Annotated in this window: 20 protein-coding genes and 1 other annotated feature; of the genes, 13 read left to right on the top strand and 7 right to left on the bottom strand. The window is 61.7% G+C overall.

Annotation, left to right across the window (positions count from 1 at the left end; all coding sequences use genetic code 11):
- Nucleotides 1–192: 192 nt before the first annotated feature.
- Complete coding sequence (locus F9K07_RS06260; protein ID WP_159590437.1) at nucleotides 193–1068, top strand: LysR family transcriptional regulator; 876 nt, start codon at nucleotides 193–195, stop codon at nucleotides 1066–1068.
- A gap of 411 nt (nucleotides 1069–1479) precedes the next feature.
- Nucleotides 1480–2022 carry a dihydrofolate reductase family protein gene (locus tag F9K07_RS06255; RefSeq protein WP_159590435.1) on the top strand — a complete coding sequence of 181 codons (543 nt, stop codon included), beginning with the start codon at nucleotides 1480–1482 and terminating at the stop codon, nucleotides 2020–2022.
- Between the two features lie 37 nt (nucleotides 2023–2059).
- Here F9K07_RS06255 and F9K07_RS06250 read toward each other — a convergent pair whose 3' ends face one another.
- On the bottom strand, nucleotides 2060–2488 hold the full coding sequence (locus F9K07_RS06250) for a hypothetical protein (RefSeq protein ID WP_159590433.1): 429 nt from the start codon (nucleotides 2486–2488) through the stop codon (nucleotides 2060–2062).
- A gap of 269 nt (nucleotides 2489–2757) precedes the next feature.
- Here F9K07_RS06250 and F9K07_RS06245 point away from each other — a divergent pair.
- The 3 genes from F9K07_RS06245 (at nucleotide 2758) to F9K07_RS06235 (ending at nucleotide 6754) form a co-directional block, all read left to right on the top strand.
- A protein-coding gene (locus F9K07_RS06245; protein ID WP_442907340.1) for an IS3 family transposase occupies nucleotides 2758–3989 on the top strand; the annotation gives its coding sequence in 2 pieces (ribosomal slippage) (nucleotides 2758–3049 and nucleotides 3049–3989; 1233 coding nt in all).
- Nucleotides 3036–3152 (top strand) — a sequence feature (AL1L pseudoknot). It overlaps the preceding gene by 117 nt.
- 193 nt (nucleotides 3990–4182) lie before the next feature.
- Entirely contained in the window at nucleotides 4183–5847 is a 1665-nt protein-coding gene (locus tag F9K07_RS06240) for an AAA family ATPase (protein WP_159590429.1), read from the top strand.
- Nucleotides 5848–5890: 43 nt separating this feature from the next.
- Nucleotides 5891–6754: a DNA adenine methylase gene (locus F9K07_RS06235; RefSeq protein ID WP_159590427.1), complete on the top strand. Its 864-nt coding sequence runs from the start codon at nucleotides 5891–5893 to the stop codon at nucleotides 6752–6754.
- 23 nt (nucleotides 6755–6777) lie between these two features.
- Here the strand turns inward: F9K07_RS06235 and F9K07_RS06230 are convergent, their stop codons facing one another.
- From F9K07_RS06230 to F9K07_RS06215, 4 genes are all read right to left on the bottom strand, one after another.
- A complete protein-coding gene (locus F9K07_RS06230) occupies nucleotides 6778–9510 on the bottom strand; it encodes a DEAD/DEAH box helicase (RefSeq protein WP_159590425.1) in 2733 nt (910 codons plus the stop codon).
- Nucleotides 9511–9690: 180 nt separating this feature from the next.
- On the bottom strand, nucleotides 9691–10194 hold the full coding sequence (locus F9K07_RS06225; RefSeq protein WP_442907432.1) for an IclR family transcriptional regulator domain-containing protein: 504 nt from the start codon (nucleotides 10192–10194) through the stop codon (nucleotides 9691–9693).
- A gap of 24 nt (nucleotides 10195–10218) precedes the next feature.
- On the bottom strand, nucleotides 10219–11664 hold the full coding sequence (locus F9K07_RS06220) for an FAD-binding oxidoreductase (protein ID WP_159590421.1): 1446 nt from the start codon (nucleotides 11662–11664) through the stop codon (nucleotides 10219–10221).
- Nucleotides 11661–12473, bottom strand: coding sequence for an acetoacetate decarboxylase family protein (locus tag F9K07_RS06215; protein WP_159590419.1), 813 nt, complete (start codon nucleotides 12471–12473; stop codon nucleotides 11661–11663). Before F9K07_RS06215 ends, F9K07_RS06220 begins: the two co-directional genes overlap by 4 nt.
- 267 nt (nucleotides 12474–12740) lie before the next feature.
- On the opposite strand from F9K07_RS06215, the gene F9K07_RS06210 reads away from it, so the two are divergent.
- The 4 genes from F9K07_RS06210 (at nucleotide 12741) to F9K07_RS06195 (ending at nucleotide 17522) form a co-directional block, all read left to right on the top strand.
- Nucleotides 12741–14855 carry an acetate--CoA ligase family protein gene (locus tag F9K07_RS06210; RefSeq protein ID WP_159590416.1) on the top strand — a complete coding sequence of 705 codons (2115 nt, stop codon included), beginning with the start codon at nucleotides 12741–12743 and terminating at the stop codon, nucleotides 14853–14855.
- Entirely contained in the window at nucleotides 14852–15637 is a 786-nt protein-coding gene (locus F9K07_RS06205) for an enoyl-CoA hydratase-related protein (protein WP_159590414.1), read from the top strand. The genes F9K07_RS06210 and F9K07_RS06205 overlap by 4 nt, the downstream gene beginning before the upstream one ends.
- A gap of 42 nt (nucleotides 15638–15679) precedes the next feature.
- The gene (locus tag F9K07_RS06200) at nucleotides 15680–16651 is read left to right on the top strand and encodes a Bug family tripartite tricarboxylate transporter substrate binding protein (protein ID WP_159590412.1); all 972 of its coding nucleotides are present in this window, start codon (nucleotides 15680–15682) and stop codon (nucleotides 16649–16651) included.
- 88 nt (nucleotides 16652–16739) lie between these two features.
- Nucleotides 16740–17522, top strand: a complete 783-nt coding sequence (locus F9K07_RS06195; protein WP_159590410.1) for an IclR family transcriptional regulator — start codon at nucleotides 16740–16742, stop codon at nucleotides 17520–17522.
- A gap of 102 nt (nucleotides 17523–17624) precedes the next feature.
- On the opposite strand, the gene F9K07_RS06190 is transcribed toward F9K07_RS06195, so the two are convergent.
- Both F9K07_RS06190 and F9K07_RS06185 read right to left on the bottom strand, forming a co-directional pair.
- A complete protein-coding gene (locus tag F9K07_RS06190) occupies nucleotides 17625–18371 on the bottom strand; it encodes an IclR family transcriptional regulator (RefSeq protein WP_236581809.1) in 747 nt (248 codons plus the stop codon).
- 38 nt (nucleotides 18372–18409) lie between these two features.
- Nucleotides 18410–18964 (bottom strand): nuclear transport factor 2 family protein, encoded by a 555-nt coding sequence (locus F9K07_RS06185; protein ID WP_201451522.1) that lies wholly within the window; start codon nucleotides 18962–18964, stop codon nucleotides 18410–18412.
- Nucleotides 18965–19047: 83 nt separating this feature from the next.
- Here F9K07_RS06185 and F9K07_RS06180 point away from each other — a divergent pair, with 83 nt between their 5' ends.
- The 4 genes from F9K07_RS06180 (at nucleotide 19048) to F9K07_RS06165 (ending at nucleotide 23450) form a co-directional block, all read left to right on the top strand.
- Nucleotides 19048–19806: an SDR family NAD(P)-dependent oxidoreductase gene (locus tag F9K07_RS06180; RefSeq protein ID WP_159590408.1), complete on the top strand. Its 759-nt coding sequence runs from the start codon at nucleotides 19048–19050 to the stop codon at nucleotides 19804–19806.
- Nucleotides 19807–19828: 22 nt separating this feature from the next.
- Nucleotides 19829–21931, top strand: coding sequence for an acetate--CoA ligase family protein (locus tag F9K07_RS06175; RefSeq protein ID WP_236581806.1), 2103 nt, complete (start codon nucleotides 19829–19831; stop codon nucleotides 21929–21931).
- A 19-nt stretch (nucleotides 21932–21950) separates the two neighbouring features.
- Complete coding sequence (locus F9K07_RS06170; protein ID WP_159590406.1) at nucleotides 21951–22724, top strand: enoyl-CoA hydratase/isomerase family protein; 774 nt, start codon at nucleotides 21951–21953, stop codon at nucleotides 22722–22724.
- A gap of 66 nt (nucleotides 22725–22790) precedes the next feature.
- Nucleotides 22791–23450: a TetR/AcrR family transcriptional regulator gene (locus F9K07_RS06165; RefSeq protein WP_159590404.1), complete on the top strand. Its 660-nt coding sequence runs from the start codon at nucleotides 22791–22793 to the stop codon at nucleotides 23448–23450.
- The last annotated feature ends 26 nt before the right edge of the window (nucleotides 23451–23476 follow it).

Here is a 23476-nt window from a genome sequence, read left to right as displayed (position 1 = left end):
GAGAATGGCCGATACGGCCGTGCCCGCGGCCAAGAGGCCCATGAACACGCCGAGCAACACGGCATCGCGCTTTTCATTGGCATTTCATTGCCCAGCGCGTGCGCGAATGAGCGGGAGTTTGAAAGAACATGCAGTTCGCACAAACCATGGCAAACCGCATTTAGACTTCGGTTTTTCCGAAGCGGATCCCTTATGCTGAACTACCGCCATCTCCACTACTTCTGGGTCGTGACCAAGGAAGGGGGCTTCGCCCGTGCAGCCGAGCGGCTGGACATGGCGGTGCAGACCATCAGTGCGCAGGTACGCGAGCTGGAGAAGGCGTTGGGCCACCAACTGCTCAAGCCATCGGGTCGCGGCGTGGCCCTCACCGAGGCGGGGCAAGCCGCCTTTGCACGTGCTGAGGAGATTTTCCAGCTGGGCCAGGGCATTCCCGACGAGGTGCGAGAAGCGGCCAACGGCAAGGTTGCTCGCCTGGCGGTTGGCCTGTCCGATGGGATTTCCAAGCTCGCTGCCCATGCGCTGCTGGAGCCCATTCTCAACACCCCCAACCTGCGGCTCCTCTGCCATGAGGGCGAGTTTGAGCAGCTCCTTGGCGAGCTGGCTCTGCACCACCTGGATCTGGTTCTCGCGGGTCAGGCCGCGCCACGCAACCCCAACCTGCGCCTCACCAGCGTGCGGCTCGTCGATTCACCCATCGACTGGTACGGCCCTGCCAGGTTGGTCGGCAAGGCCGAGCGCCACCGGTTCCCCAACAACCTCGCAGACCTGCCCGTTCTGCTGCCCACGGGCCACTCGGCACTGCGCCCGATACTGGACCATTGGTTCGAAACCCACGGTGTGCGGCCACGCATCGTCGGCGAGTTTGAAGACAGCGCACTGATGGCGGTGTTTGCGGCCCGTGGTCTGGGTGTGTTTCCGGTCAGCCGCCTCGGAGCGGACGATGTGGGTTTGATGCGTGGATTGCGCCTGCTCGGCACAAGCGACGCCGTCAAGGAGGAGATTCACGCCATTCGATCGCGTCGTGGTCAACACCACCCACTGGTGATGCAACTGGTGGCCGCTGCGTAGCGCAACGTTCCAGGGCTTCGACGGAGCATGCGCCGAGTCTGTAAGGGGCTAGTCCTTTTGGCGAGTGCGTGAAACGGCCAGCATGACCCCGACGCCCAAGATGATGAGGCATGTGATGCCGATATAAACATGGGGCACCCCGGCAACCACGAGGCCCCATACAACGCCTCCGAGCGCCAACACTAATCCAATCATGTAGATCGCAAATGACATGGGGCATCCTTTCGTCCAGGAGTTGTTGATTCTGTTCAACCGAATGTAGGCATGCGGATCACCCTCGGCTGCCGGCCGACTGCCCAAGACGGCGTAGGCTGTTGCCTACGAAAAAAAGCGGGGCACTTCTGCTGCGCGGGCCTGCGTTGACAATGAACACCCGGCGCGCTGTGGCGCCGCGCAAAGAAAGGAAATGGCATGGCCCGGTTCGTGTGCGGAATGAATGTGTCGCTCGACGGTTACGTGGACCACATGGGCTTCGCGCCCGGTCCCACGCTGTTCCGCCACTTCATCCAGGAAGCCGAGGGCCAGGCGGGCAGCATCTACGGCCGCGAAATGTACGAGGTCATGCGCTACTGGGACGATGAGCACCCGGAGTGGAGTGCCGACGAGCAGGCCTTTGCGGTGGTGTGGCGCCGGCAGCCGAAGTGGGTGGTGTCGCGCACGCTGGCATCGGTGGGGCCGAATGCGACGCTGGTGGGCGGCGACGACGGTCTTGAGCGCGCGATGCGCGTGCTGAAGGGGGAGCACGAGGGCGAGATCGAAGTGGCGGGCCCGACGCTGGCCCACAGCCTCACCCAGCTGGGCCTGATCGACGAGTACCGCATCTACCTGCACCCGGTGGTGCTGGGGCGGGGCAAGCCGTACTTCGCGGGGCCCCGGCCGCCGCTGCGCCTGGTGGCGCACGACCCGATGGGCGAAGGCGTGCTCCGCCTGACCTACGTGCCGGCCGACGCCTGAGGCTGGCGCGGTCGGCACGCGTTGGACGGCCTACCCCTCAACCGCTGCGACTGTCACTGCCTGGTTGACCCTGGCCCGCCATCTGCGCGGCGAACACCGTGGCGGCATTGGCGAGCATGTCCAGCTGCTGCTGGATCGCGGCGTTGAAGTTGCGTAGCATCGCCCCCAGCTCACCGCGCGAAGCGGGCACGTCGGCATGCACCTCGTCCGCGTACTCAGGCGACACGAAACGCTCCAGCACGAGATACGGCATGAACGCCTCCGACAGATCGGCCACGTGATCGCGGACATTGCCCGACCAGGCGATGCATTGGGCCATCGTGGGTGGTGGGGTGGCGGCGTTGGGTGGAGGGCTGCTGGATTGCGCGGAGGCTGTGCGCGGGCTGCGGGCTCTTGTGGGCTGCAGGTGTTGTTGCAGTTGCTTTTGCTGCTGCGCGGTGGAACGGACCGGTTTCTTGCTTGCCATGCTGTGTGGCTCCCTAGACGACTCGTTGGGGATGCCGCCGCCCTTCTGATGTGAAGGGCGGCGGCCCGGACAAGTTCGTCTACCGGGAAATCGTTGCCAAAACCGGCGAGCCGTAAGGCTCCTCACCCGAGCCGCCAAAACTGACGGACGAGCGAAAAGCCGCAGACCCTGAAGGTTAAAAAAAGATGCTGCGGCTTTCGCCGCAACGGTTTCACCGGGTGAATCGCCCCGGGTTTTGAGGAGGCTCAACACTCTGAGAGGATTGAGCCATGAGCAAGTCGAACAAGTTTTCGCCCGAGGTGCGTGAGCGGGCAGTGAGGATGGTGCAAGAGCACCGTAGAGAGTACCCGTCGCTGTGGGCGGCCATTGAGTCCATTGCGCCCAAGATTGGCTGCGTGCCGCAGACCTTGAACGAATGGGTCAAGCGCGCCGAGGTCGATGCCGGTGTGCGTGAGGGCGTCACGACCAGCGAGGCTCAGCGGATGAAGGAGCTGGAGCGCGAGGTCAAGGAGCTGCGCCGGGCCAATGAGATATTGAAGCTGGCCAGCGCGTTTTTCGCCCAAGCGGAGCTCGACCGCCGGCTCAAGTCCTGAAGGACTTCATCGACAAGCATCGCGATGCCTTCGGGGTCGAGCCGCTCTGCAAGGTCTTGCAGGTCGCCCCATCGGCATATCGAAGGCACGCTGCGCAACAGCGAGAGCCCCACAAGCGCTGCGCCCGGGCGCAGCGCGACGAGATGCTAATGCCACAGATTGAACGTGTCTGGCAGGCCAACATGCAGGTCTATGGTGCCGACAAGGTGTGGCGGCAACTGGCCCGCGAAGGCGTGTCTGTGGCTCGCTGCACGGTCGAGCGCTTGATGCGCAAGCTCGGGCTGCGCGGTGTGATGCGTGGCAAGGTCGTGCGCACCACCATCAGTGATGCCAAGGCACCTTGCCCGCTGGACCGCGTGAACCGGCAGTTCCGGGCCGAGCGGCCCAACCAGCTTTGGGTCAGCGACTTCACCTATGTCTCGACCTGGCAGGGCTGGCTCTATGTGGCCTTTGTCATCGACGTGTTTGCCCGACGCATCGTGGGTTGGCGGGTGAGCAGTTCAATGCGTACGGACTTCGTGCTCGATGCGCTGGAGCAGGCCCTGTACGCCCGGCAGCCAGAGCGCGATGGAAGCCTGATATGCCACAGCGACAGGGGCTCTCAATACGTCAGCATCCGATACTCCGAACGGCTGGCTGAGGCCGGCATCGAGCCGTCTGTGGGCAGCAAGGGCGACAGCTACGACAACGCCTTGGCAGAGACCATCAACGGGCTCTACAAGGCCGAGTTGATTCACCGTCGAGCGCCATGGAAGACCAAGGAGGCGGTGGAGCTGGCGACCCTTGAATGGGTGTCCTGGTTCAACCACCATCGCCTGCTCGAACCCATCGGGTACATACCGCCAGCAGAGGCTGAGGCAAACTACTACCGGCAACTCGCCAGTCAGAACACCGAGGTGGTGGCCTGACTTAAACCAAACAGCCTCCGCGAATCCCGGGGCGATTCAGGGAGACCAATCCCGATCAAGTTTTTTCGACTTGACGGGCGCAGTATAGCGACGGAGCTGCAGCCGAATCGCAGCAGAGTTGGGTTTCCTCTGCCACGTTTCCGATTTGTTACATTCGACTTCCGAGCGAGCCTCCGCGCGCCGAAAGGGACTGATGAAGCAGCTCACAACTGGTATCCAAGTGAAATCAATCAGCTTTGGTGCGACGCCGTTTCGCAAGCTGCAGGCGCTTGAGATAACCTTCGCGCCTCGCCTCACGCTCATTGCTGGACACAACGGCATTGGCAAGTCCACCATTCTCGGCCTCGTGGCCAACACGTTCGGTGATACGTCCGACAGCGGACCAAGGAGCTACTTCGGCGAGCCGTACTACGCAAATATCGAGCGGATTGTCTATTTGGGACTTGAGGAGGTTGATAGAAATCAAGCCGACTCTGCTAGCAGTCCGACGATCACCGCGTCGGTGCATGGGGTGGAGGTTGTCAAACGATGTGCCATGACGCGTCGAAGTGCGCACAGACGGGCACGAGTTGTGCCGCGGACTGTAAATCGGAGCGAAGACGATCCCGTAGGACCCGACGCAAAGATTCCACTGCCAGCGATCTACCTGGGCATCAAACGACTGACTTCGATAGGAGAAGCCGACGAGAAGGAGGTTGAAAGCACCGCTTTACAGATGCACGAAGACGACAGCACTTTGATGGTCGACTTTGTCCGCTCCGTGATATTGAGCAGTACGCCGAATGCAAACATTACCCGGCAAAGCATTAAGGGCTCCAAAAAGAGGAGTGCACAGCCTGGCTACGAAGACCATGACGCGCAGGCAATCTCAGTGGGACAAGACAGCCTCGGCAGCATTGCTACCGCTTTGGCCTCATTTAACAGATTGAAGAGAGAAGCTGGAACAGCGTATGCCGGCGGCCTACTGATCATTGACGAACTAGATGCTGGATTTCATCCTCATGCCATTGCGGCATTAGCCACCGCTCTGAAGCGCTATGCCGGCCGATTGCAACTTCAGATCATCGCGACGACGCATTCGCCTAGGTTGATCGAGGCGATACATCCTGACGGTGGTGGCAATGTCAATGCTCCAGACACGGTTGTCTACCTGGTGGACACAAGAAAGCCGCGACTGGCAGAGGATCAAAGGCTAGCCGCTATCCGAAGTGATATGGAGTTGAGCGCCGACATCACTCCGACTTCCAAACGTCGCAAGCCCACGCTGTTCATCTACTTCGAAGACAGGGAAGGTGCCCAGTTCTTTTCGGAACTGGTGCCGACAGCAGCCAGAAATAGATTGGGGCGCCGGCACGGTGTGACGATCAAGTGCGTGCCATTGTTCGCCGGCGGCACCAATATGATCAAGTTCCCGAGCGTAGATCCGATGTTTAGGACTCGGGTGCTTGCAGTCGATGGCGATACTCCAGTGCCAGCAAAGATGATGGCCTACGGCAATATTTTGAAGCTCCCATGCGTTCACGGTGCCAGCGGCACGAATCGGTCACCTGAAAACACCATCAAAGGATTTTTGCGTGCTGTAGCGCGTGCAACCGATGGGCAGCTGTACGAGGCCATGCGAAACATAGGTCCGGCCAATGCCAGTGGTGACCGTATACAAGCCAAGTTTTTTCCAGAGGACTCTGGCAGCAGTAACGGTCGAGTAAGTAGCAAAAGTTGGTGGGAAACTCACTGGACAGCCCTAAAGAGTTGGAACGTCGTACGCGAGTGGGCAGCCTGCCACACGGACGAAATTGACGCATTCAACAGTGCGCTCGATCAGACCATCCAAGCCGCAGTAAAGCGACTGACTGCGTGAGGCTGGCCAAGCAGGCTTTCTATCGCTAAAGTACCTCAGCACCATGTACTCAAAAAAGCTCTACACACCCCTACGCTATCCGGGAGGGAAAGCTCGCTTCGCGCCTCTTATCTCTAGTCTCATCAAGGCGAATGGTCTAGAGGGCGGGGATTATCTAGAACCCTTCGCAGGAGGGGCAGGCGTTGCACTTGAGTTGCTGATAGAGGGGGCGGTCACACGCACGCACATCAACGATGCGGATCCAGCAGTTGCGGTGTTTTGGAGAGCGGCCACTCGCCAGTCCAGAGAGCTCGTTGCCATGGTTGCGAACGAACCTGTGACCATGGACGCTTGGTATCACTGGCGCGAGGTCATGCTGGAGAATGTAAATGCCTCAGAGCTGCATCGCGGCTTTGCCACTCTGTTTATGAACCGCACGAATCGGTCAGGAATCTTGAAAGGCGGAGTTATAGGAGGAAAGGGACAAGCTGGAGCCTATCGTCTCGATGCCCGGTTCATGCGCGACGAGCTGTGCAAGCGCCTTGAACGTATCGGCCGACACGCCCACTCAATCTTCGTCTACGAAGAAGACGCACGCCAACTTTTGCTGCGATGCCATCAGTTCCTCCCTTCCAAGGCGCTGGTCTACCTAGATCCGCCCTACTACGTTAAAGGTGCTGGCCTGTATCGGAACTTCTACAGGCACGATGACCATGCGCAGATAGCAAAGCTACTCGCCAGCGCCCGTTTTCGCAGGCCTTGGGTGGTCTCTTACGACAACGCAGAAGCCATCAGGACGATGTATTCATTTGCGAGGTCGGTCACATACGGACTCAATTACACCGCACAACGCCGCTACACAGGGGCGGAGGTTATGTTCTTTAGCGATCGACTGTCGACTGGTTTACCTGAGGCGATGGCGGCATAGGTGCCCTGTTGCCCGTGAGATCGCTACAACTTGTTGGCATAGGTCGGAGTACCGGCGAGCCGTTCAAGCTCGGCGACGCCGGGGCTGCCTAGCCAAGCCATAAAGTCGGCTGCAGACAACGAGCCGCCATGCACACGCAACAGCCCTTCCATAAATAGGCTGTGTTCGATCAGCGTGATGTCCTTTGATGCCGCCGCCTTCTTCTTTGACGTCTCGTCGAACGCTGGCTTGCCGAGGGTCACTCGCCTCATGATGGGATCGAAGTCCGCCGCCTTCTGCATGACGGCCCATGCTTCCTCCTTTTTTATAAGTGGGGGCGACTTAGTACAGGTTTTGCATTCCAGCAGAACCTGCTGTGCACCAAGAGTGACTAGGAGATCTGGCACGTTGGGGTGCCTACCATCGTCCAGCACTGTCACTACCCAAGCAGCTTCGACCATTAGAAGGGTCGCTACAGCCTCCTCATACTCCGTGCCTAAGGCATCGTTGCAAGCCTTGACCAGATGCTCAATGCCTAATTCATGTCCGGACTTCCGGTGGGCTGAAGACAGCCTGCTCTGCCCCAGTCCTACTGTGCTGGACACCGCATCGATCAACGCTTGAGCACGCGGCTCGCTTCGTAGCAGCTGAACAAGCTTTTCCTTCGCGGTTGACAGCACATCGTGCAGCGTTTCAATACCCTGTGCAACCAGGCCCATTGCACGCTGCCTGCCGAAGCCGGGTACGCTATGCCGTTCGGCGACCCGCAACACATCCAGCACCTCTGGTGGTGCACCCCATCGGACCCGACGAGCCAACATGGCGATTTGGTTGCTCAACGTTTGGGGGCAGCCTAGATCGGGGACCGTTGAAAGTTTATGTAGACCATCTAGCACCCAAGCGACGTCCAGTGCAAGTCGATGAATAGTGCCTCCTGGCACTCGTGCGACGTGCGCGATCTTGCGATCCGCCAGACCTTCAGAATAGAGAACGATCGCGTGAGCACACTGCGCCAACTTCATGTCGTTTCGGTCGATCGCCACGGGTAGCAACTTCGTGCCCCAGAACGTTATAGACTCGTAGCTAGTCTGCGACGGATAGGGAAAGAATCTCGACGGCCGTTCGGCCCTGAATTCCTCACTGGCACAGGCCGCGTAGATCAATCCGGGAATCCACTCATCGAAGCTCGCCGAAAGCCGAGGCCCGAAGGTACGTAGCATTGCTGCGAGCTGCACGGCCGTAGCCGGAAGCAGCCCTGACACCGCCGTTGCGTTGCCCAGTGGTGTAACGAGTAATGCATCAGCCTCGTCGCGGATCAACCCATTAGCGGCTAACCAGTCTGCCGCAGCGCGACTTTCGGTCGTCAAAAGTGCAAGCTTCGTAGGATTTCGGTTGAGAGTTTGATACCAGTAAAGGGTGTTCTCAAAGAACGTCATGACCTCGGCAAAACTGCTGGCCAGCCCAGACGCGATCAGCGTCAGGATCGTTTTCCGGATACTCAGGTGCACCAACTGCGAGCCAAGTCGGTCGTTTTCGGGAAGCACGAGCAAGTTGGCGTGCGCTAGTTCGACATTGTTTTGCGGCAACAGAACGGAGAACCCGTCGGGATGCATCCCAAGCCTGCCTGCACGCCCGGACATGTTGCGGTAGTCGGACTGCACGATGTGATTCCCTGCCCGGTCACCGAAGCGATACGTCAGCTTTGAAAAGACAATTGTGCGAAACGGGAAGTTCACTCCTGCTGCAAGAGTCGAAGTGGAAAAACACACCTCGAACTTTCCCTCAGTGAAGCCACCCTCGACAACCTGGCGTTCTTGTGGTGACAGGTCAGCAGTGTGAAATGCGACACGACGCTCGGCACTCTCCCTGAGTTGATCGGACGACTCTGTTGGCTCCGAAAACAAATCAAGCTGCTGCGCCAGCTCGATACCAATGCCGACTCGGGGCCTTCTCTGTCCGAATGTGTTTGCAAGATTGACCGCCTCGCGACGACTCTCCGTGAAAACAAGTACGGGCCCGCGGTCAAGTCGTAGCAAGTGGTCCACCACTGCAAAAATGTCGTTCGTTGCAGTTGCTCCGCCACGAATTTCCTGTCCGGTGCTATCTCCAAACTTCGTGCGATGAACGCGTCCCCCGTACCAAACCTCTTGATGCAGTGGCACATCTCGATGCGCGCTGCGTACAAGTTTGCACGCCATCCATCCCGCTATGTCTTCCGGGTTATCTACAGTCGCGGTCAATGCTAAAAACTGTCGGATTCCGCGTTGCCGTAGGGCCCCGCAAAGCGCTTCAATGTCTGGTCCGCGGCCGGGCTCACCAAGAATCTGCAACTCGTCGGCGACAACAAGCGCACTATTCGGTCTGAGCTGACCGCTCAAAAAAAGGCCTAGCGCCTTCTCGTAGGTCGCAACGGTTAATTGAGCGTCGATATCGCCTTCGGTTCGGTCCCCTGTGTTCAGACCAACCGAGCCCAGCGGCTCGACGGCATTCTCACCGAAGCGAGCCACGAAATCGAGGTACTTCTGATCGGCTAGCGCCTTATGTGAAACGAGGTAAATTGCGCGAACCCCAGCACGAAGGGCTGTGAGCACGGCGATCTCGCCGACAAGCGTCTTGCCTGATGAAGTTGGAGCACTAACAACGAGGCTTTCACCGGATGCCGCCCCAGCAGCGATCGCACGTTGCTGGATGTCGGTCAGCGATTCGATCCCCCAACGCTGAAGCCGATGCAGCAACCATGCATCGACTCCAGGACCTTGTGCATCAGAAACTCGCATCTGTTCGCTCCTCCTAAGGATCTGCTGTGACACTCGATGTACTGGACTGTATCGACGATTGACCCTTCTTAAGTCAGATCTTTTACGCTGCACCCACATCGAATGCTCCCAAGCCAAAGAGATCAGCGTTCAACATTGCTCTTCATAGCAAATGCCTTCCCGTCCTTCGTACTCACCCGCCTAAACCGCCCCCACAGCCCCCCTCAAAACCTCCGCATACCGCACCCTGTTCTCCCGCACCCTCTCCAAACTCCCGCCCAACCCCAGCACCACCGGCTGCCCATGAATCGTCACCGGCAGCAGCGCGCACATCGTTGCGCCGTCTGCGAACGGCATGCCTTCTATGTGGATCTGGGTCTGGCCTTTGAGCGACAGAATGCGTTTGACCATCGCCGCCACGTCCACCCGTTGCGAGGGGTCGGCAATGGCAATGTTGGCGCGGCGCACCAGGCGCTCGATCTGCTCCGGTGTGCGCGTGGACAGCAGCAACCAGCCCAGCGATGACGTGACCACCGGCCGCATGCTGCCCTCTTCCGTATAGAAGCGCATGGCGTGGGTGGACTGGATGATGCGCACGTGCTGCAGGTACACGTCGTTCAGCAAACCGAGCGACACGGTTTCGCCGGTCGCGTTGCAAGATCGACATCCATGTGGCTGCCTCGTGGGGAAGAGATCGCCTGCCAGTAGCCGATTCTTCGAATTGAAGGTTCAACCGCAGGCGCCATGCATGGCGCCTGGATTCATCAAACCGGTGGGATCAAAGGCGTTCTTCACCGCGCGCAGCAAGCAACGCTTCTCCTCCGAAGCGTGCGACGTCGATTGCTTCACCTTCAGGCGACCAATGCCGTGTTCGGCACTGGAACTTCCACCGAGTGCGACAGCCGCCGAGTACACCAGGTGATGGATGTCGTCGCGTCGTGCAATGAACGCCTTGCGGTCAGCCCCCAATGGCTGACTCACAATCACGTGAATGTTGCCGTCACCGGCGTGTCCGAAAGCGCTCACTCGGGAACCCGGCACAAGGCGACAGACGTCGGTCTCTACCAAATGAACGAACTCTGGAATGCGCGACACGGGCACCGAAGGGTCGTGCAGAAGAAAGCCACCTTCTTTCCAGTACCACGCGGTTCCCTCGTCTCGCAGACGCCAGAACGCATTGGCTTGGGCAAGGTTCTGTGCGAGCACGGCGTCCGTGGCCAGTCCGTCCTCCATCGCCTGTGCCAACGCACGCTCCAGCAACTCGTCCAACAAATCGCCTGGCCGGCTCGACTCGAGTTGAACGAGCACCGCCCATGATGGCAGTTGTTCGAAAGGGCTTGCAGCGCCAGGCATGTGTCGAAGCGGAACCTCCAGCGAAAACCGGTTCATGACTTCGAACGAAGTGACGCAATCTCCGCTAGCTGCGCGCAAGCCGGCCAGCAATTGAAGCGCTTCACGAGGTCCAGGGACAGCGACGAAGGCCGTCGCCGTGGCGCGCGGTGATGGGACCAATTGCAGCACAGCCGCCGTGATGATGCCCAGCGTTCCCTCGGATCCGATAAACAACTGCTTCAAGTCGTAGCCCGAGTTGTCTTTTCTCAGCGCTTTCAATCCGTCCCAGACCATGCCGTCGGGCAATACGACCTGAAGGCCGAGCACGGACTGTCTTGCCATGCCAAACCGGAGCACGGAGCGCCCCCCGGCATTGGTGGCCAGGTTTCCACCGATCTGACAAGACCCTTCCGAGCCCATGCTGACCGGCAGCATCAAACCCTGTTCACGCGCGCCAGCTTGTGCGTTGGCCAGCACCACCCCTGCCTCCAAGGCCATGGTGTAGCCGACGGGGTCAATGGAGAGGATGCGGTTCATTCGCGAGAGCGACACGACGATCGAGCGCTCATCGCCGGGTGTAGCTCCGTCGCTCAACCCCGTGTTCCCCCCTTGCGGAACCACAGTGAGCGAGAGCTCGGCAGCGAGCTTGACCACACGCGACACCTCCGACACATTGGCTGGACGTACCACGGCAAGTGCGTGCCCCGCGATCCGGCGCGCGCTGGTCAGGTAGCCCGCCATGTCGGCCGACGAGGCGAATACGTTGGCTTCGCCCACGATTCCACGCAGCGCCTGCAGGGCCTGTGACCGGCATTGAGACGAGAGCGTTGCGGCGGTCTTCATTTCTGCATTGCCGTCCGAAGATCGCGCACAGTCGTCAGGTCATCCACCGTCATCGCAAAGGTGTAGCGAAAGCCATGGCCGACCTTGACAGGCTTCAATGCGCCCATTTCATGCCAGGGCGAGTCGTTGATGGTGAGCGTTGCCTGGCCACGCCACACCGGCGAACGCGCGACATCGCGCGCCTTTTGTCGCACCAGCTCATGTACGGCGGGCTGCTGGTGCAGACCGGCGGCAAGGTTGGGAAAGTACCGCATATTGATCATGCGGGCCAACATTCTGTTTGGCGCATCGTCAACCTGGTTCTCCAGCGTCACCGTGGCCTCCACCAATCGGCGGTCTCGGTGAGCAAGCGTGGCAGCGAAAAGTCCCCCAGAGCCCTCGTGCGGCGCGGCCTTGCTTTCAAGAGAGAAACTGCGGCTCATACGCACAGTTCCGATCTGCTTGGGCATCCCCTGGATCAAGCCGCGAACCATGGAGTTGTCGTTGTCGACAAATATGTAAGGACAGGCAGCGGCATCCTTGCCCTCCCACGTTGCACTTACCGCTATGAAGCACTCCATGTACTGATTGACCGAAGGGTCGATCCGTTCGATGCCCGAGGCACTGACATATTGGTTGTCAGAGAAAAAGATGGCGCATTTGCCAGGGTCTGTGCCCGGTGCTAGCCCAGGTGGCAACACGGCAGCGACCGCTGAAGGGTCTGCCCAGTATTCGATGGCCATGAAGTCGCCGACGAAATGCCAGGGTGGCATGGGAGCGAGGTTGGTCTTGCCCAATGGGGAGAGCGGTGTGGTGAAGCCTGTCAACATGGTTTTACTTGGTCAGATTTCGATGTGGCCTGGCTGCCAGTGGGACGAATGGCGAACCCGGATGCGTTTGTGCTGTTCACGAGGCAAGGCTATCGAGGCACTGCTCTCGTGACAACCAAACTGCCGGGCGAATGTCCATAGGTTGGACATTCCAAAACGCACAACCTGCAATGTCCACCAGGCGGACAGAAGCACTGGGGAGGCGGTCTGCCGAACCATGTCACGTCCTAGACTGCGGCCGTCTCTTCAGCTCTTTTGTTCAAGCGTATGCGCCGTGTTCTCTCACCTCTCCTCTCACCGAAATCTGTCGCCGTCATCGGCGCATCCGACAACCCATCCCGAATCGGAGGACGGCCACTCTCTCAGTTGCGAGGCCTGAAGTTCCGCGGTGGTTTGTATCCCGTTCATCCCACGCACGAGAACATACAGGGGTTGCAGGCCTATCGCTCGATCCGCAGCGTGCCCGAGCCTGTGGACTGCGCGATTCTTGCGATTCCGAGAGAACGCGTCATGGGGGTGCTCGAAGAGTGCGCCGACAGTGGTGTGCGGGGCGCGGTAGTGTTCTCCGCGGGCTTCGCCGAGTCGGGAGGCGCCGGACGCGAAGACGAGCGGCTGCTGGCCCAGTTGACCCGACGAACCGGCATGCGAGTGCTGGGCCCAAATTGCCTGGGCGCATTCAACCTTGAGGTTGGAGCCTGGCTCAGTTTCACCGCCGCAGTTCCCACACGGATTGAAGGTTCGTTTCAGTTCGCGCTGGTCAGCCAAAGCGGCGGCGTCGGCTCCAATCTTCTGGCCATGGCCCACCTGCGTGGTTTGTCCATCAACCAGTTCGTGACCACCGGCAATGAAGTCGATGTAGAAATTGGCGAGGTTCTGGAGACCTTCGCCGAAGATGACACCGTCGACGGCATTCTTCTTTACGTGGAAGGGCTGCGACGCAGTGAATCCTTCTTGCGGGGCTTGGAAACGGCGCGCTTGCGGCGCAAACCGGTCATCCTGGTGAAAGTCGGCACGACGACAGCCGGCGCAGAGGCGGCGGCTTCCCACACAGCATCGCTTGCCGGTGACGATGCGATGTACGACGCCGTTTTGCGTGGACACGCCGTGCACCGCGCGGCAAGCATCGAGGAGATGTTTGACGTCGCACGCGCCGCAGCTCGCCGCCGCTACCCGGCGGGACGACGCCTCTGTGTGGTGTCTACCTCGGGGGGCTTCGCGGCGCTGGCCGTCGATGCCGCCGTCGGAGGAGGTTTCACTTTGCCGGAGATGCCGGCCTCTGCGCAAGAGGTCATTCGTGGACATATCCCTGCCGCATCCACCCGCAACCCGGTCGATGTCACGGGCCAGTTTTTGTCCGATCCGGGACTGGTGGGCATGGTAATGGGTGAACTGATTGCGGCCCGACCCGCCGACACGATGTTTACTTTTCTAGGTCAGATCGCCGCGAACCCCGTGATGCGGACGCCGCTGCTGCGGCAAATGAAGGAAGCCGCAGCCAGTGCCCCCGACATGCTGCACATGGTCAGTGTCACGGGAGAACCCGAGCTTGCAACAGCCTACGAAGCCGCCGGGTATCTGCAATATGAGGATCCACTTCGCGCCATGGGGGTCCTGAACGCCCTGGCCTCGATGCGCGAAGGGTTTGATCGTCCTGCCCAGCCAGTGGCCGTTCGCCGTGGCATGCCGAAGATGGATGCAGAGCGCTACAACGAAGCGGACGCGCGCGCAGTGCTGCAGCGTGCAGGCGTTTCTTTCATTCCGGCCGAGTTGGTGAAGAACGCGGCCGAAGCCGATGCGGCCGCGCTGCGACAGGGATTTCCCGTTGCCCTGAAAGTCGTGTCACATGACTTGGCTCACAAAAGCGACGTCGGCGGTGTCGCCCTGCATCTGCGTACGCCATCCGCACTAAAAGAGGCGTTTGAGCGGATGCAACGCGATCTGTCCGTCAAAGTGCCCACTGCGCGCATCGACGGCTTCCTTGTGTCGCCGATGGCACCCACCGGCGTCGAATGCGTCGTCGGCCTGCACCAGGACCCGGTTTTTGGCCCCATGGTCATGTTCGGCCTGGGCGGTGTGCTCGTCGAAGTTTTAGGGGACGTTGTCTGGTTGCGCGCTGGATTTGGGCGCGACGACGCACGCGCACTCGTGCTTTCCATCCGAGGTGCGGCTTTGCTGACTGGCGTTCGCGGCCGATCGCCAGCAGACATCGAAGCGCTTGTCGACCTGCTGCTGGCTATTTCAGACCTCGCACTGACGAACACCGGTCGACTGCGCTCGCTGGAACTCAATCCTGTTCTCGTCCTGCCGCAAGGGCAAGGCGTGCTTGCGCTGGACGCGCTGATCGATCTGTATCCCTCAACCAACCAGGAGTCCTCCCATTGAAAAACGATGCCACCAGCCAACTCGTCGTCACGCGCGACACCGTCGATCCACACGTCATGGTTGTCACCATCGACAGGCCGCCCGTGAATCCTTTGACACTCGCCATGTTCGAACGCATGACGGAGCTTTTTGCTGGTCTGCACAAGCTTCCAGACGTTCGTGCTGTCGTGCTCACCGGTGCCGGTATCCGCGTGTTCTGCGCGGGTGCCGACGTGAAGGAACTCGGTGAGAAGACGCTCGAAATTTCCATGCAGCGTTCGGCGGTCACCCGCGCCACCTTTGAGGCAATCCGGAAGTCACCGGTGCCCGTCATCGCGGCTGTCAATGGCTCTGCCATCGGCGCGGGACTGGTTCTGGCTGCGTGCTGCGATGTCGTGATGGCGGCGCAAGGAACCAAGTTCGCCCTGCCCGAGGTGACCGTCGGCACAATGGGAGGCGCTCGCCATGCGGCCACGTTGTTGCCGGAGAAAATGGTTCGCTTCATGGTTCTCACGGGCGAACACATGATGGCCGAAGATCTGCATCGCATCGGAAGCGTCCATATGGTCTTGCCCCACGATGAGTTGATGCCGCAAGCATTGGCAATGGCCCGTCGCATGGCGTCCAAAGCACCTACCGTGATGCGTCTGGCGCGCGAGTCGATCACGCTGGCCTTTGAAATGCCGGTCTACGAAGGCTATCGGCTTGAACAACTGTTCACGGGCCTTGCCGCCGGTCTCCCCGAATCGAGAGAAGCCGCTTTGGCGTGGGCGGAAAAGCGCAAGCCCAGCTGGCTCGCCTGAATTCAGAGCCCTTGTACGTCCTGTCCATAAAGGAGACAAAACATGATCACGAACCTCAAAAAGCAGTTGGTGCGCGCGGGCCTTGTGTTCGCCTGCGCGTTAGGCGTGCTGTCCGCTTCTGCGCAAACCTACCCTTCCCGCCCCATCACGCTTGTGGTGCCCTACTCTGCTGGCGGAACGGTTGACACGCTTGCCCGGGCAGCCGCCGAAGGGCTGGCTGCGCGCCTGGGCCAGGGCGTTGTGGTGGAGAACCGGCCAGGTGGCAATGCCATCGTGGCCGCACGCTTTGTGGCCAACGCTGAGCCCAACGGATACACACTGCTGTTTGTCGGCGGATCTGTTCTTTCCAAGGTGTTTCAGAAGGATCCGCCTATCAACATGGCGACCGACTTCGTTCCTATCGCGCCGCTGTATCAGGGTCCATTCGTGCTGGCGGTGGGGGCCAAAGTCCCTGCCCGCACGCTGGCTGAATTCATCTCCTATGCCAAAGCGAATCCCGGCGTGCTGAACTATGGATCGGCAGCTCCCAACGCAATGATGTCGATGGAGGCTCTCAAAGCTGCGGCGGGCATTGATGTCAAGCACATCCCCTACAAAGGCGGAGCCAACGTGACGACGGCTCTTCTGTCGAACGAAGTCCAGGCGGCATTCGAAGGCATCACGTCTTTTCGCGCCCATGCTGCCTCGGGCGCCATGAAGATCCTGGCCGTCGGCGCGAACCGCCGCCTGGAAGAGATTCCCGATGTACCCACGATCGCGGAGTCCGGATATCCTGGCTTTCTGACGGTTTTCAGTGGCGGGCTATGGGCACCGGCAAAGACGCCTGCGGCAGTCGTGCAGCGACTGAACCACGAGTTGCTGGCGGTGGCAAAGTCGCCCGCGTTTGTGGACCGTGTGCGATTGGCGGGCGCGGCCCCCGTGGCCGGCACACCAGAAGAGTTGCCCGCGATGGTTCGTGCCGAGGTTTCGTTCTGGACCGAGGCGGCACGCCGAGCTGGCTATGTTCCCGAGTAGCCCGCGCGCCTCGGGGTGAGAGCGCCAGCGATATTGGAGTACGCTGTGCTGCAAGTTGCTCGCGATGTCGGTTGGCAAGGAGACAAGAATGGGCGATCAAGAAGACAAGCAGTCTGGAAAGCACGCAATCTCCCGCGCCATCGATGTCCTGCGCGCCATTGCCAAAGACGGAGCGGGCGGCGCGCGGCTGGTGGATCTGGCAGCCAGCACCGGGCTGCCACATCCCACCGTTCGGCGCATCCTGTTGATCCTCATCAAGGAACGCATGGTGGTGCAGAGTGTCACCACCAACCGCTACCGTCTAGGCCCGCTCAGTTTCGAGCTGGGCCTGGCAGCGGGTGATAAAGGCGGACTCGTCGCAAGCTGTCGGCCGCACATGTTGCGGTTGGCCGCAATGACCAAAGGCACCGTGTATTTGATGAGTCGGAGTGGATTCGATGCCATCTGCCTCGACCGAGTGGATGGTGACTATCCGATCCGCAAGGTATTGCTGCGCATCGGCGGGCGTCGTCCTCTGGGCGCGGGCCCGGCGGGACTCGCCCTGCTGGCAGCCATGGACGATGCAGCTATCGAAGAAGGACTTCGGACGAAAGGCGCCACGCGCTCTCTGCTGGCTGCCGACAGCAGTCTGTTGCGATCGGCCATCGAAGAAACCCGTCGGTGCGGGTTCGCCATCACGCCGGATTGGGCTCTTCCAGGCGTGAGGGGCGTTGGCATGGTGGTGCCGTCCTCCAACGGGCAGTCGGCCGTTAGCATTTCTGCGCCAACTGACCAGTTGAATCCGGAGCAGCTGATCGAGGCAACTCAGATGTTGAGCGACGAGATCGGCCGGATGCAGATCCATCCTCATTTGCGCCCGAAATCACGTTGATCGGAAACCGTGAACCCGCCATGATCATGTGTCGCAAATAATCTTGGTTGCATCGGTATGGGCGGCGGAGTTCCCCCCAACTTGATGGAACCCGCCCCTTCCTTATACCGCGCCCACAGCCCCCTTCAAAACCTCCGCATACCGCACCCTGTTCTCCCGCACCCTCTCCAGACTCCCGCCCAAGCCCAGCACCACCGGCTGCCCATGGATCGTCACCGGCAGCAGCGCGCACATCGTCGCGCCGTCTGCGAACGGCATGCCTTCTATGTGGATCTGGGTCTGGCCTTTGAGCGACAGGATGCGTTTGACCATCGCTGCCACGTCCACCCGTTGCGCGGGGTCGGCAATCGCAATGTTGGCGCGGCGCACCAGGCGCTCGATCTGCTCGGGTGTGCGCGTGGACAGCAACAACCAGCCCAGCGATGACGTGACCACTGGCCGCATGCTGCCCTCTTCCGTGTAGAAGCGCATGGCGTGGGTGGACTGGATGATGCGCACGTGCTGCAGGTACACGTCGTTCAGCAAACCGAGTGACACGGTTTCGCCGGTCGCGTTGTGCACGTCGCGCATGGCGTCGAGCAAGCGCGCGTTGTCGCCGAGCAGCGCGGGTTCGATCCATTCGCCGAGTGCAGCCACGCGCAGCGTGGGGAAGTACACGCGCTGTACGCGGTCGTAGTTCAGGTAGCCCTGGGCGGTCAGGCTCTTGAGCAGCGCCGTGGTGCTCGATTGCGGGTAGCCGAGCGCGTCCACAAGGTCTTTGAGCGAGCGCGGCGCGCGCACGGTGCGGAAGTGCTCCAGCAGCTCCAGCACGCGCGCGGCCGACTTGACGGTGGCTTGCGGCAATGCCATGTCAAACAACCAGCCTTGCTTAGAAGGTCAGCTGAAGCTCAGCCCTTCTGGTTTTGCACCGCATCAAGCAGCGCATAAATCGGATCGCTGTCGCGCAGCGAACCCAGCGGCGCGCGCACCGTGCCGAAATGTTCGGCCTCGGTTTTGTGCACCGCACCCATGGGGCGCAGCCAGTCGTACACCACCGTGCGCGCCGCAATGCGCCACTCTTCACCGCGCTTCTCAAAGCGGTCCGCATAGCGCCCGGCAATGAACACTTCTTGCGCCACGCCTTCGGCATCGCGGTCGCGCTGCAGTGCCAAAAAGTACGTCTCCACCGCCGCCTGCGTGCCCGCCAATGTGATCGACATGTTGGCAATGTTGTGGATGGAGCGCTCGCTGTCCTTGGCGAGCTTCTTCAGCGCCCAGTCGATGAAGCCGGTGGCGCTGCCCTGGTAGGGGCCGTGGCGGTCGGTGGCGTCGGGCCAGTAGGCGCTGCGCAGCGCTTCTTCGTCTTGCCGATCGATGCCGCGGCAGTAGCGCGCCATGCATTCGCGGATCGCTTCGCGGTCCATCAGTTCGGTGACTTGCTGTTTCAAATCCGGTGTCGACATAAGGGTATCTCCTAGGTTTTGAGCGCTATCGTGTTTTACTAACCGGCCGGTAGAATAATCTACAAACACGGAGACAGCAACACATGGGAAACAGGCTCAAAGGCAAGGTGGCTTTGGTCACCGGCGGCGCTCAAGGCATCGGCCGCGCTATCTGTGAACGCTTCGCCGCCGAGGGCGCGGCCATCGGCGTTCTCGACATCAAAGGCGACAACGCCGAGCGCGCAGCCCAGGCGCTGCGCGACCAGGGCGCACAAGCCCACGCCTACGCAGGCGACGTGGCACAACGCGCCACCTTCGAAGCGGCGGTGGGCGACTTGGAACAGCGTTACGGCCGGTTCGACGTTCTCGTCAACAACGCGATCTGGGTGCGCTACGGCCCCATCGACGCCATCACCCCCGAGATGCTGGCGCGCATGACGGGCACGGGTTTTCACTCGGTGGTCTGGGGCATTCAGGTGGGTGCAGCCGCCATGGCGCGTTCGGGTGGCGGGGCCATCGTGAACATTGCGTCGGCCGCGAGCTTCCTGGGCATTCCTTCGGGCATGGTGTACTGCGGCGTGAAGGCGGCGGTGCTCGGCCTCACGCGCTCGGCCTCGGTGGATCTGGGCCCGCAGAAAATCCGCGTGAACGCGGTGTGCCCGGGCTCGGTGAAAACCGAAGGTGTGGCCATCAACGTCAACCCCGAGATGGTGGCCAAGCGCATTGCGCGCGCACCGCTGGGCCGCCTGGGCGAGGTGGAAGATATTGCCAACGCGTCTCTCTTCCTCGCCAGCGACGAAAGCAGTTTCGTCACCGGCGAATCGCTGCTGGTCGACGGCGGCACGACCCACGCTCTTCTGTAATGCATTGACGACCACTGCCACCATGCGCGCCGAACCCATGCACCCCCTGCACCCGCTTTTCTTCCCCAGTTCCGTGGCGCTGATCGGCGCTTCGTCCGACCCCGAGCGCATCGGTGGCCGCCCTCTGCGCTTTCTGCTGGAAGCCGGCTTCAAGGGCCAGCTGTACCCGGTGAACCGCAGCGGCGCCGCCGAGATTCAAGGCCTGCCCGCGTACGCCAGCCTCACCGATGTGCCTGGCCCGGTGGACCACGCCATCATCGCCGTGCCGGTGCCCGGCGTGGAAGCGGCGCTGAAGGAATGCGCGGCCAAGGGTGTGAAGGCGGTGCAGGTGTTCACCGCCGGCTTTGCCGAGGTGGACGCGGCCGGTGCCGAGTTGCAGGCGCGTCTGGTGGCCATTTGCCGCGAAGCCGGCATGCGCATGGTGGGCCCGAACGCACTGGGCCTGCTGAACCCTTCGCAGAATTTTTATGCCACCTTCTCCACCGCGCTGAACGGCCTGCGCCCCAAGCACGGCGTGATCGGCCTGGCCACGCAGAGCGGCGCGTTTGGCTCGGCCACCTATGGCATGGCCACGCTGCGCGGCATTGGTTTGTCGCGCGTGATCGCCACCGGGAATGAGGCCGATGTGGACGTGGCCGAGTGCATTGACTACCTGGCCGAAGACCCCGACACGCGCGTGATCTGCGCCGCGCTCGAGGCCTGCAAAGACGGTGACCGTTTGCGCGCCGCGTTGCGCAAGGCAGCCGCTGCCGGCAAGCCCTTGATCATCATGAAGATCGGCAGCACCGACGTGGGCGCAGCAGCTGCCGCCACCCACACCGGTTCGCTGGCGGGGAATGACGCGGTGTATGACGCGGTGTTCGCCGAGTGCGGTGCGCACCGCGCGCAGTCGGTGGAAGAAATGCTGGACTTGGCGCACCTGTGCGCGGTGATCGGCACGCTGCCGAGCGATGAGAACATCGGCATCATGACGGGCTCGGGCGGCATCGGCATTCTCATGGCCGACAACGCCACCGAACTCGGCATGAAGCTGCCCGCGCTCACCGAGAGCGCCAACGCGGCGCTGAAAGAACTGCTGCCCTACGCGGTGCCGGCGAATCCGTTCGACACCACGGCACAAGTCACGGCCGTGCCCGATGGCGTGGCGCGCACCATCGAAGCCATGCTGGGCAAAGACGCCGCTTACGGCAGCCTGTTCGCGTATCTCGCGCACGTGGGCTTGTCGCCCGCGCGTTTCCAGTCCACCGAAGACCGTTTGATCGCCATCCACCGCGAGCACCCCGAGCGCGCGCTGGTGGTGGTGATGCTGTCCGACGAGGGCGTGACGCAGCGCCTGGAAGCCGGCGGTGTGGCGGTGTTCGCGGACCCGACGCGTGCGGTGCGCGCGATTGCTGGCGCGGCGCGCATGGCCCGCCTGCGCCGTGAGATGCGCACGGCCGATGTGGCCGTGGAACGCGCCACGCAGAAGCTGCCCGAAGCCGCCACCGAAACGCAGGCCAAGGCTTTGCTCGGCGCGGCCGGCATTCCGGTGCTGCCCGAAAAAACCTGCACCAGCGCGGCCGATGCCGTGGCGGCAGCGAACGCCATGGGCTACCCGGTGGTGGCCAAGATCGTCTCGGCCGACATTGCGCACAAGACCGAAGTGGGTGGTGTGCTGGTGGGTCTGGCCGATGCCGCTGCGGTGGCGGCTGGCTTCGACACCATCATGTCGCGCGCGGCCGAGCGCGCGCCGGGAGCGCGCATCGACGGCGTGCTGATCGCGCCCATGGTGCGCGGCGGTGTGGAGACCATCATCGGCATCCACATGGACGAGGTGTTCGGCCCCATGGTGATGTTTGGGTTGGGTGGCACGGCGGTGGAGCTGTACAAGGACGTGGCGTTTGCGTCTGCACCTTTGTCGCCTGCGCAGAGTTTGGCGCTGGTGGATTCGGTGCGCGCTTCGGCCCTGCTCAAGGGCTGGCGCGGTGGCCCGCAGTACGACGTGCCCGCGCTGTGCGATGCGCTGAGCAAACTCTCTGAATTCGCGGTTCGCCATGCGGACCAATTGGCCGGCATCGACATCAACCCCTTCGTGGTGCAAACCCAAGGCGGTGTGTGCCTGGATGCACTGATCTCCACGCACTGACCTTCACAGGAACAAAGCCATGAACCTCCAGCACATCCAGCTCCAGATCGACGAAGGCGTGGCCGTGGTCACGCTCAACCGCGCACCCGTCAACGCCCAGAACGCCGAGCTGCGCGCCGAGATCATCGATTGCTTCGATGCCCTCAGCGACATGCCCGAAGTGGCCTGCATCGTCATCACCGGCGCGGGCAAGACCTTCTCCGCCGGCGCCGACATCCGCGAGCGCAAAGACCTGAGCGCCACCCCCGGTGCCTACGGCCGCCACAACCGCCTCACCCGCGAATGCCACAACGCGATGGTCGAGTGCTCCAAGCCCATCATCGCGGCCATCAACGGCCCGGCGCTGGGCGCGGGCTTCGGCCTGGTGCTGGGTTCGGACATCTGGGTCGCCTCGGAAAACGCCTACGTGTCCATGCCCGAGATCAACGTCGGCCTGGCCGGCGGTGCCACCTTCTTGCAGAAGCACTTCAGCCAGTCGCGTGCGCGCCGCATGTTCTACACCGGCATGCAGGTCTCGGCGCAAGAGCTCTACCGCCTGGGCCTGGTGGAAGCCTGCCTGCCGCCCGACGAGCTCATGCCCTACGCCATGGAAATCGCGCGCGAGATCGCGTCCAAGAGCCCGATTGCCATGCGCCTGGCCAAGGAAGCTTCGCGCATGACGCTGCACATGCCCACCCGCGAGGCCTACCGCTACGAGCAAGGCAACACGGTCGCGCTGTCCAAGACCGAAGACGCGCGCGAAGCGCAAAAAGCCTTCCTGGAAAAGCGCAAGCCGGTCTACCAGGGCCGCTGAAATTTCCCTCCCGTCCGCGATCTTTCTATGATGGTCCACTGAACCCACACCAGAGAGAAAGTCTGCATGTCCACCAAGAAGCCTGCCGCCCCGATGGAGTCACCCGATCCGCTCGACTCGCGCGAGAACCAGTTGCTCGCGATCGCGCGCCACCTGTTCGCGCAGCACGGCTACGACCGCACGTCTTTGCGCGACATTGCCGAGGCCGCCAAGATCACCAAGGCCGCGCTGTACTACTACTTCCCGAACAAGGACGCGCTCTACGACCGCATCGTGCTCGAGTCCATCCAGCTGCTGTACGACCAGGTGGCGGCCGAAGTGGCCAAAGCCACGGGCCCGACCGCGCGCGTGCGCGCCTTCATGGAAGCCTCGGCCCGCATCCAGGACAGCGGGCGCGACCGCTGGATCGCCGGCTCCAACGCCTTCTGGCAAACCGCTGTGGATGGCCAGCGCATGGCCGCGCTCAAGCTGCGCGACAGCTACGAAGGCCTGCTGCGCCAGTGCATCGTCGACGGCATTGCCGCTGGCGAAATGCGCGCGGTGGACCCTGCCATGGCCGGTCGCCTGCTGCTCTCTGCACTCAACCACATGCCCCGTTGGCACAAGCCCGGCGGCAAACTCAGCGCCGCCCAGGTGATGCAGCAGTTCCTGGACATGCTGCTGTATGGCCTGGTGCTCGAAGAACCCGCACCACCGCCCGCACGCCGCCGCAAGGCCGCCGCCTGACGGCCCCTTTACCCACCCGCCATGCA

Origin of the sequence: Hydrogenophaga sp. BPS33, from assembly GCF_009859475.1 — a bacterium.
GTDB lineage: Bacteria > Pseudomonadota > Gammaproteobacteria > Burkholderiales > Burkholderiaceae_C > Hydrogenophaga.
This window is presented reverse-complemented; position numbering and strand designations above follow the sequence as displayed.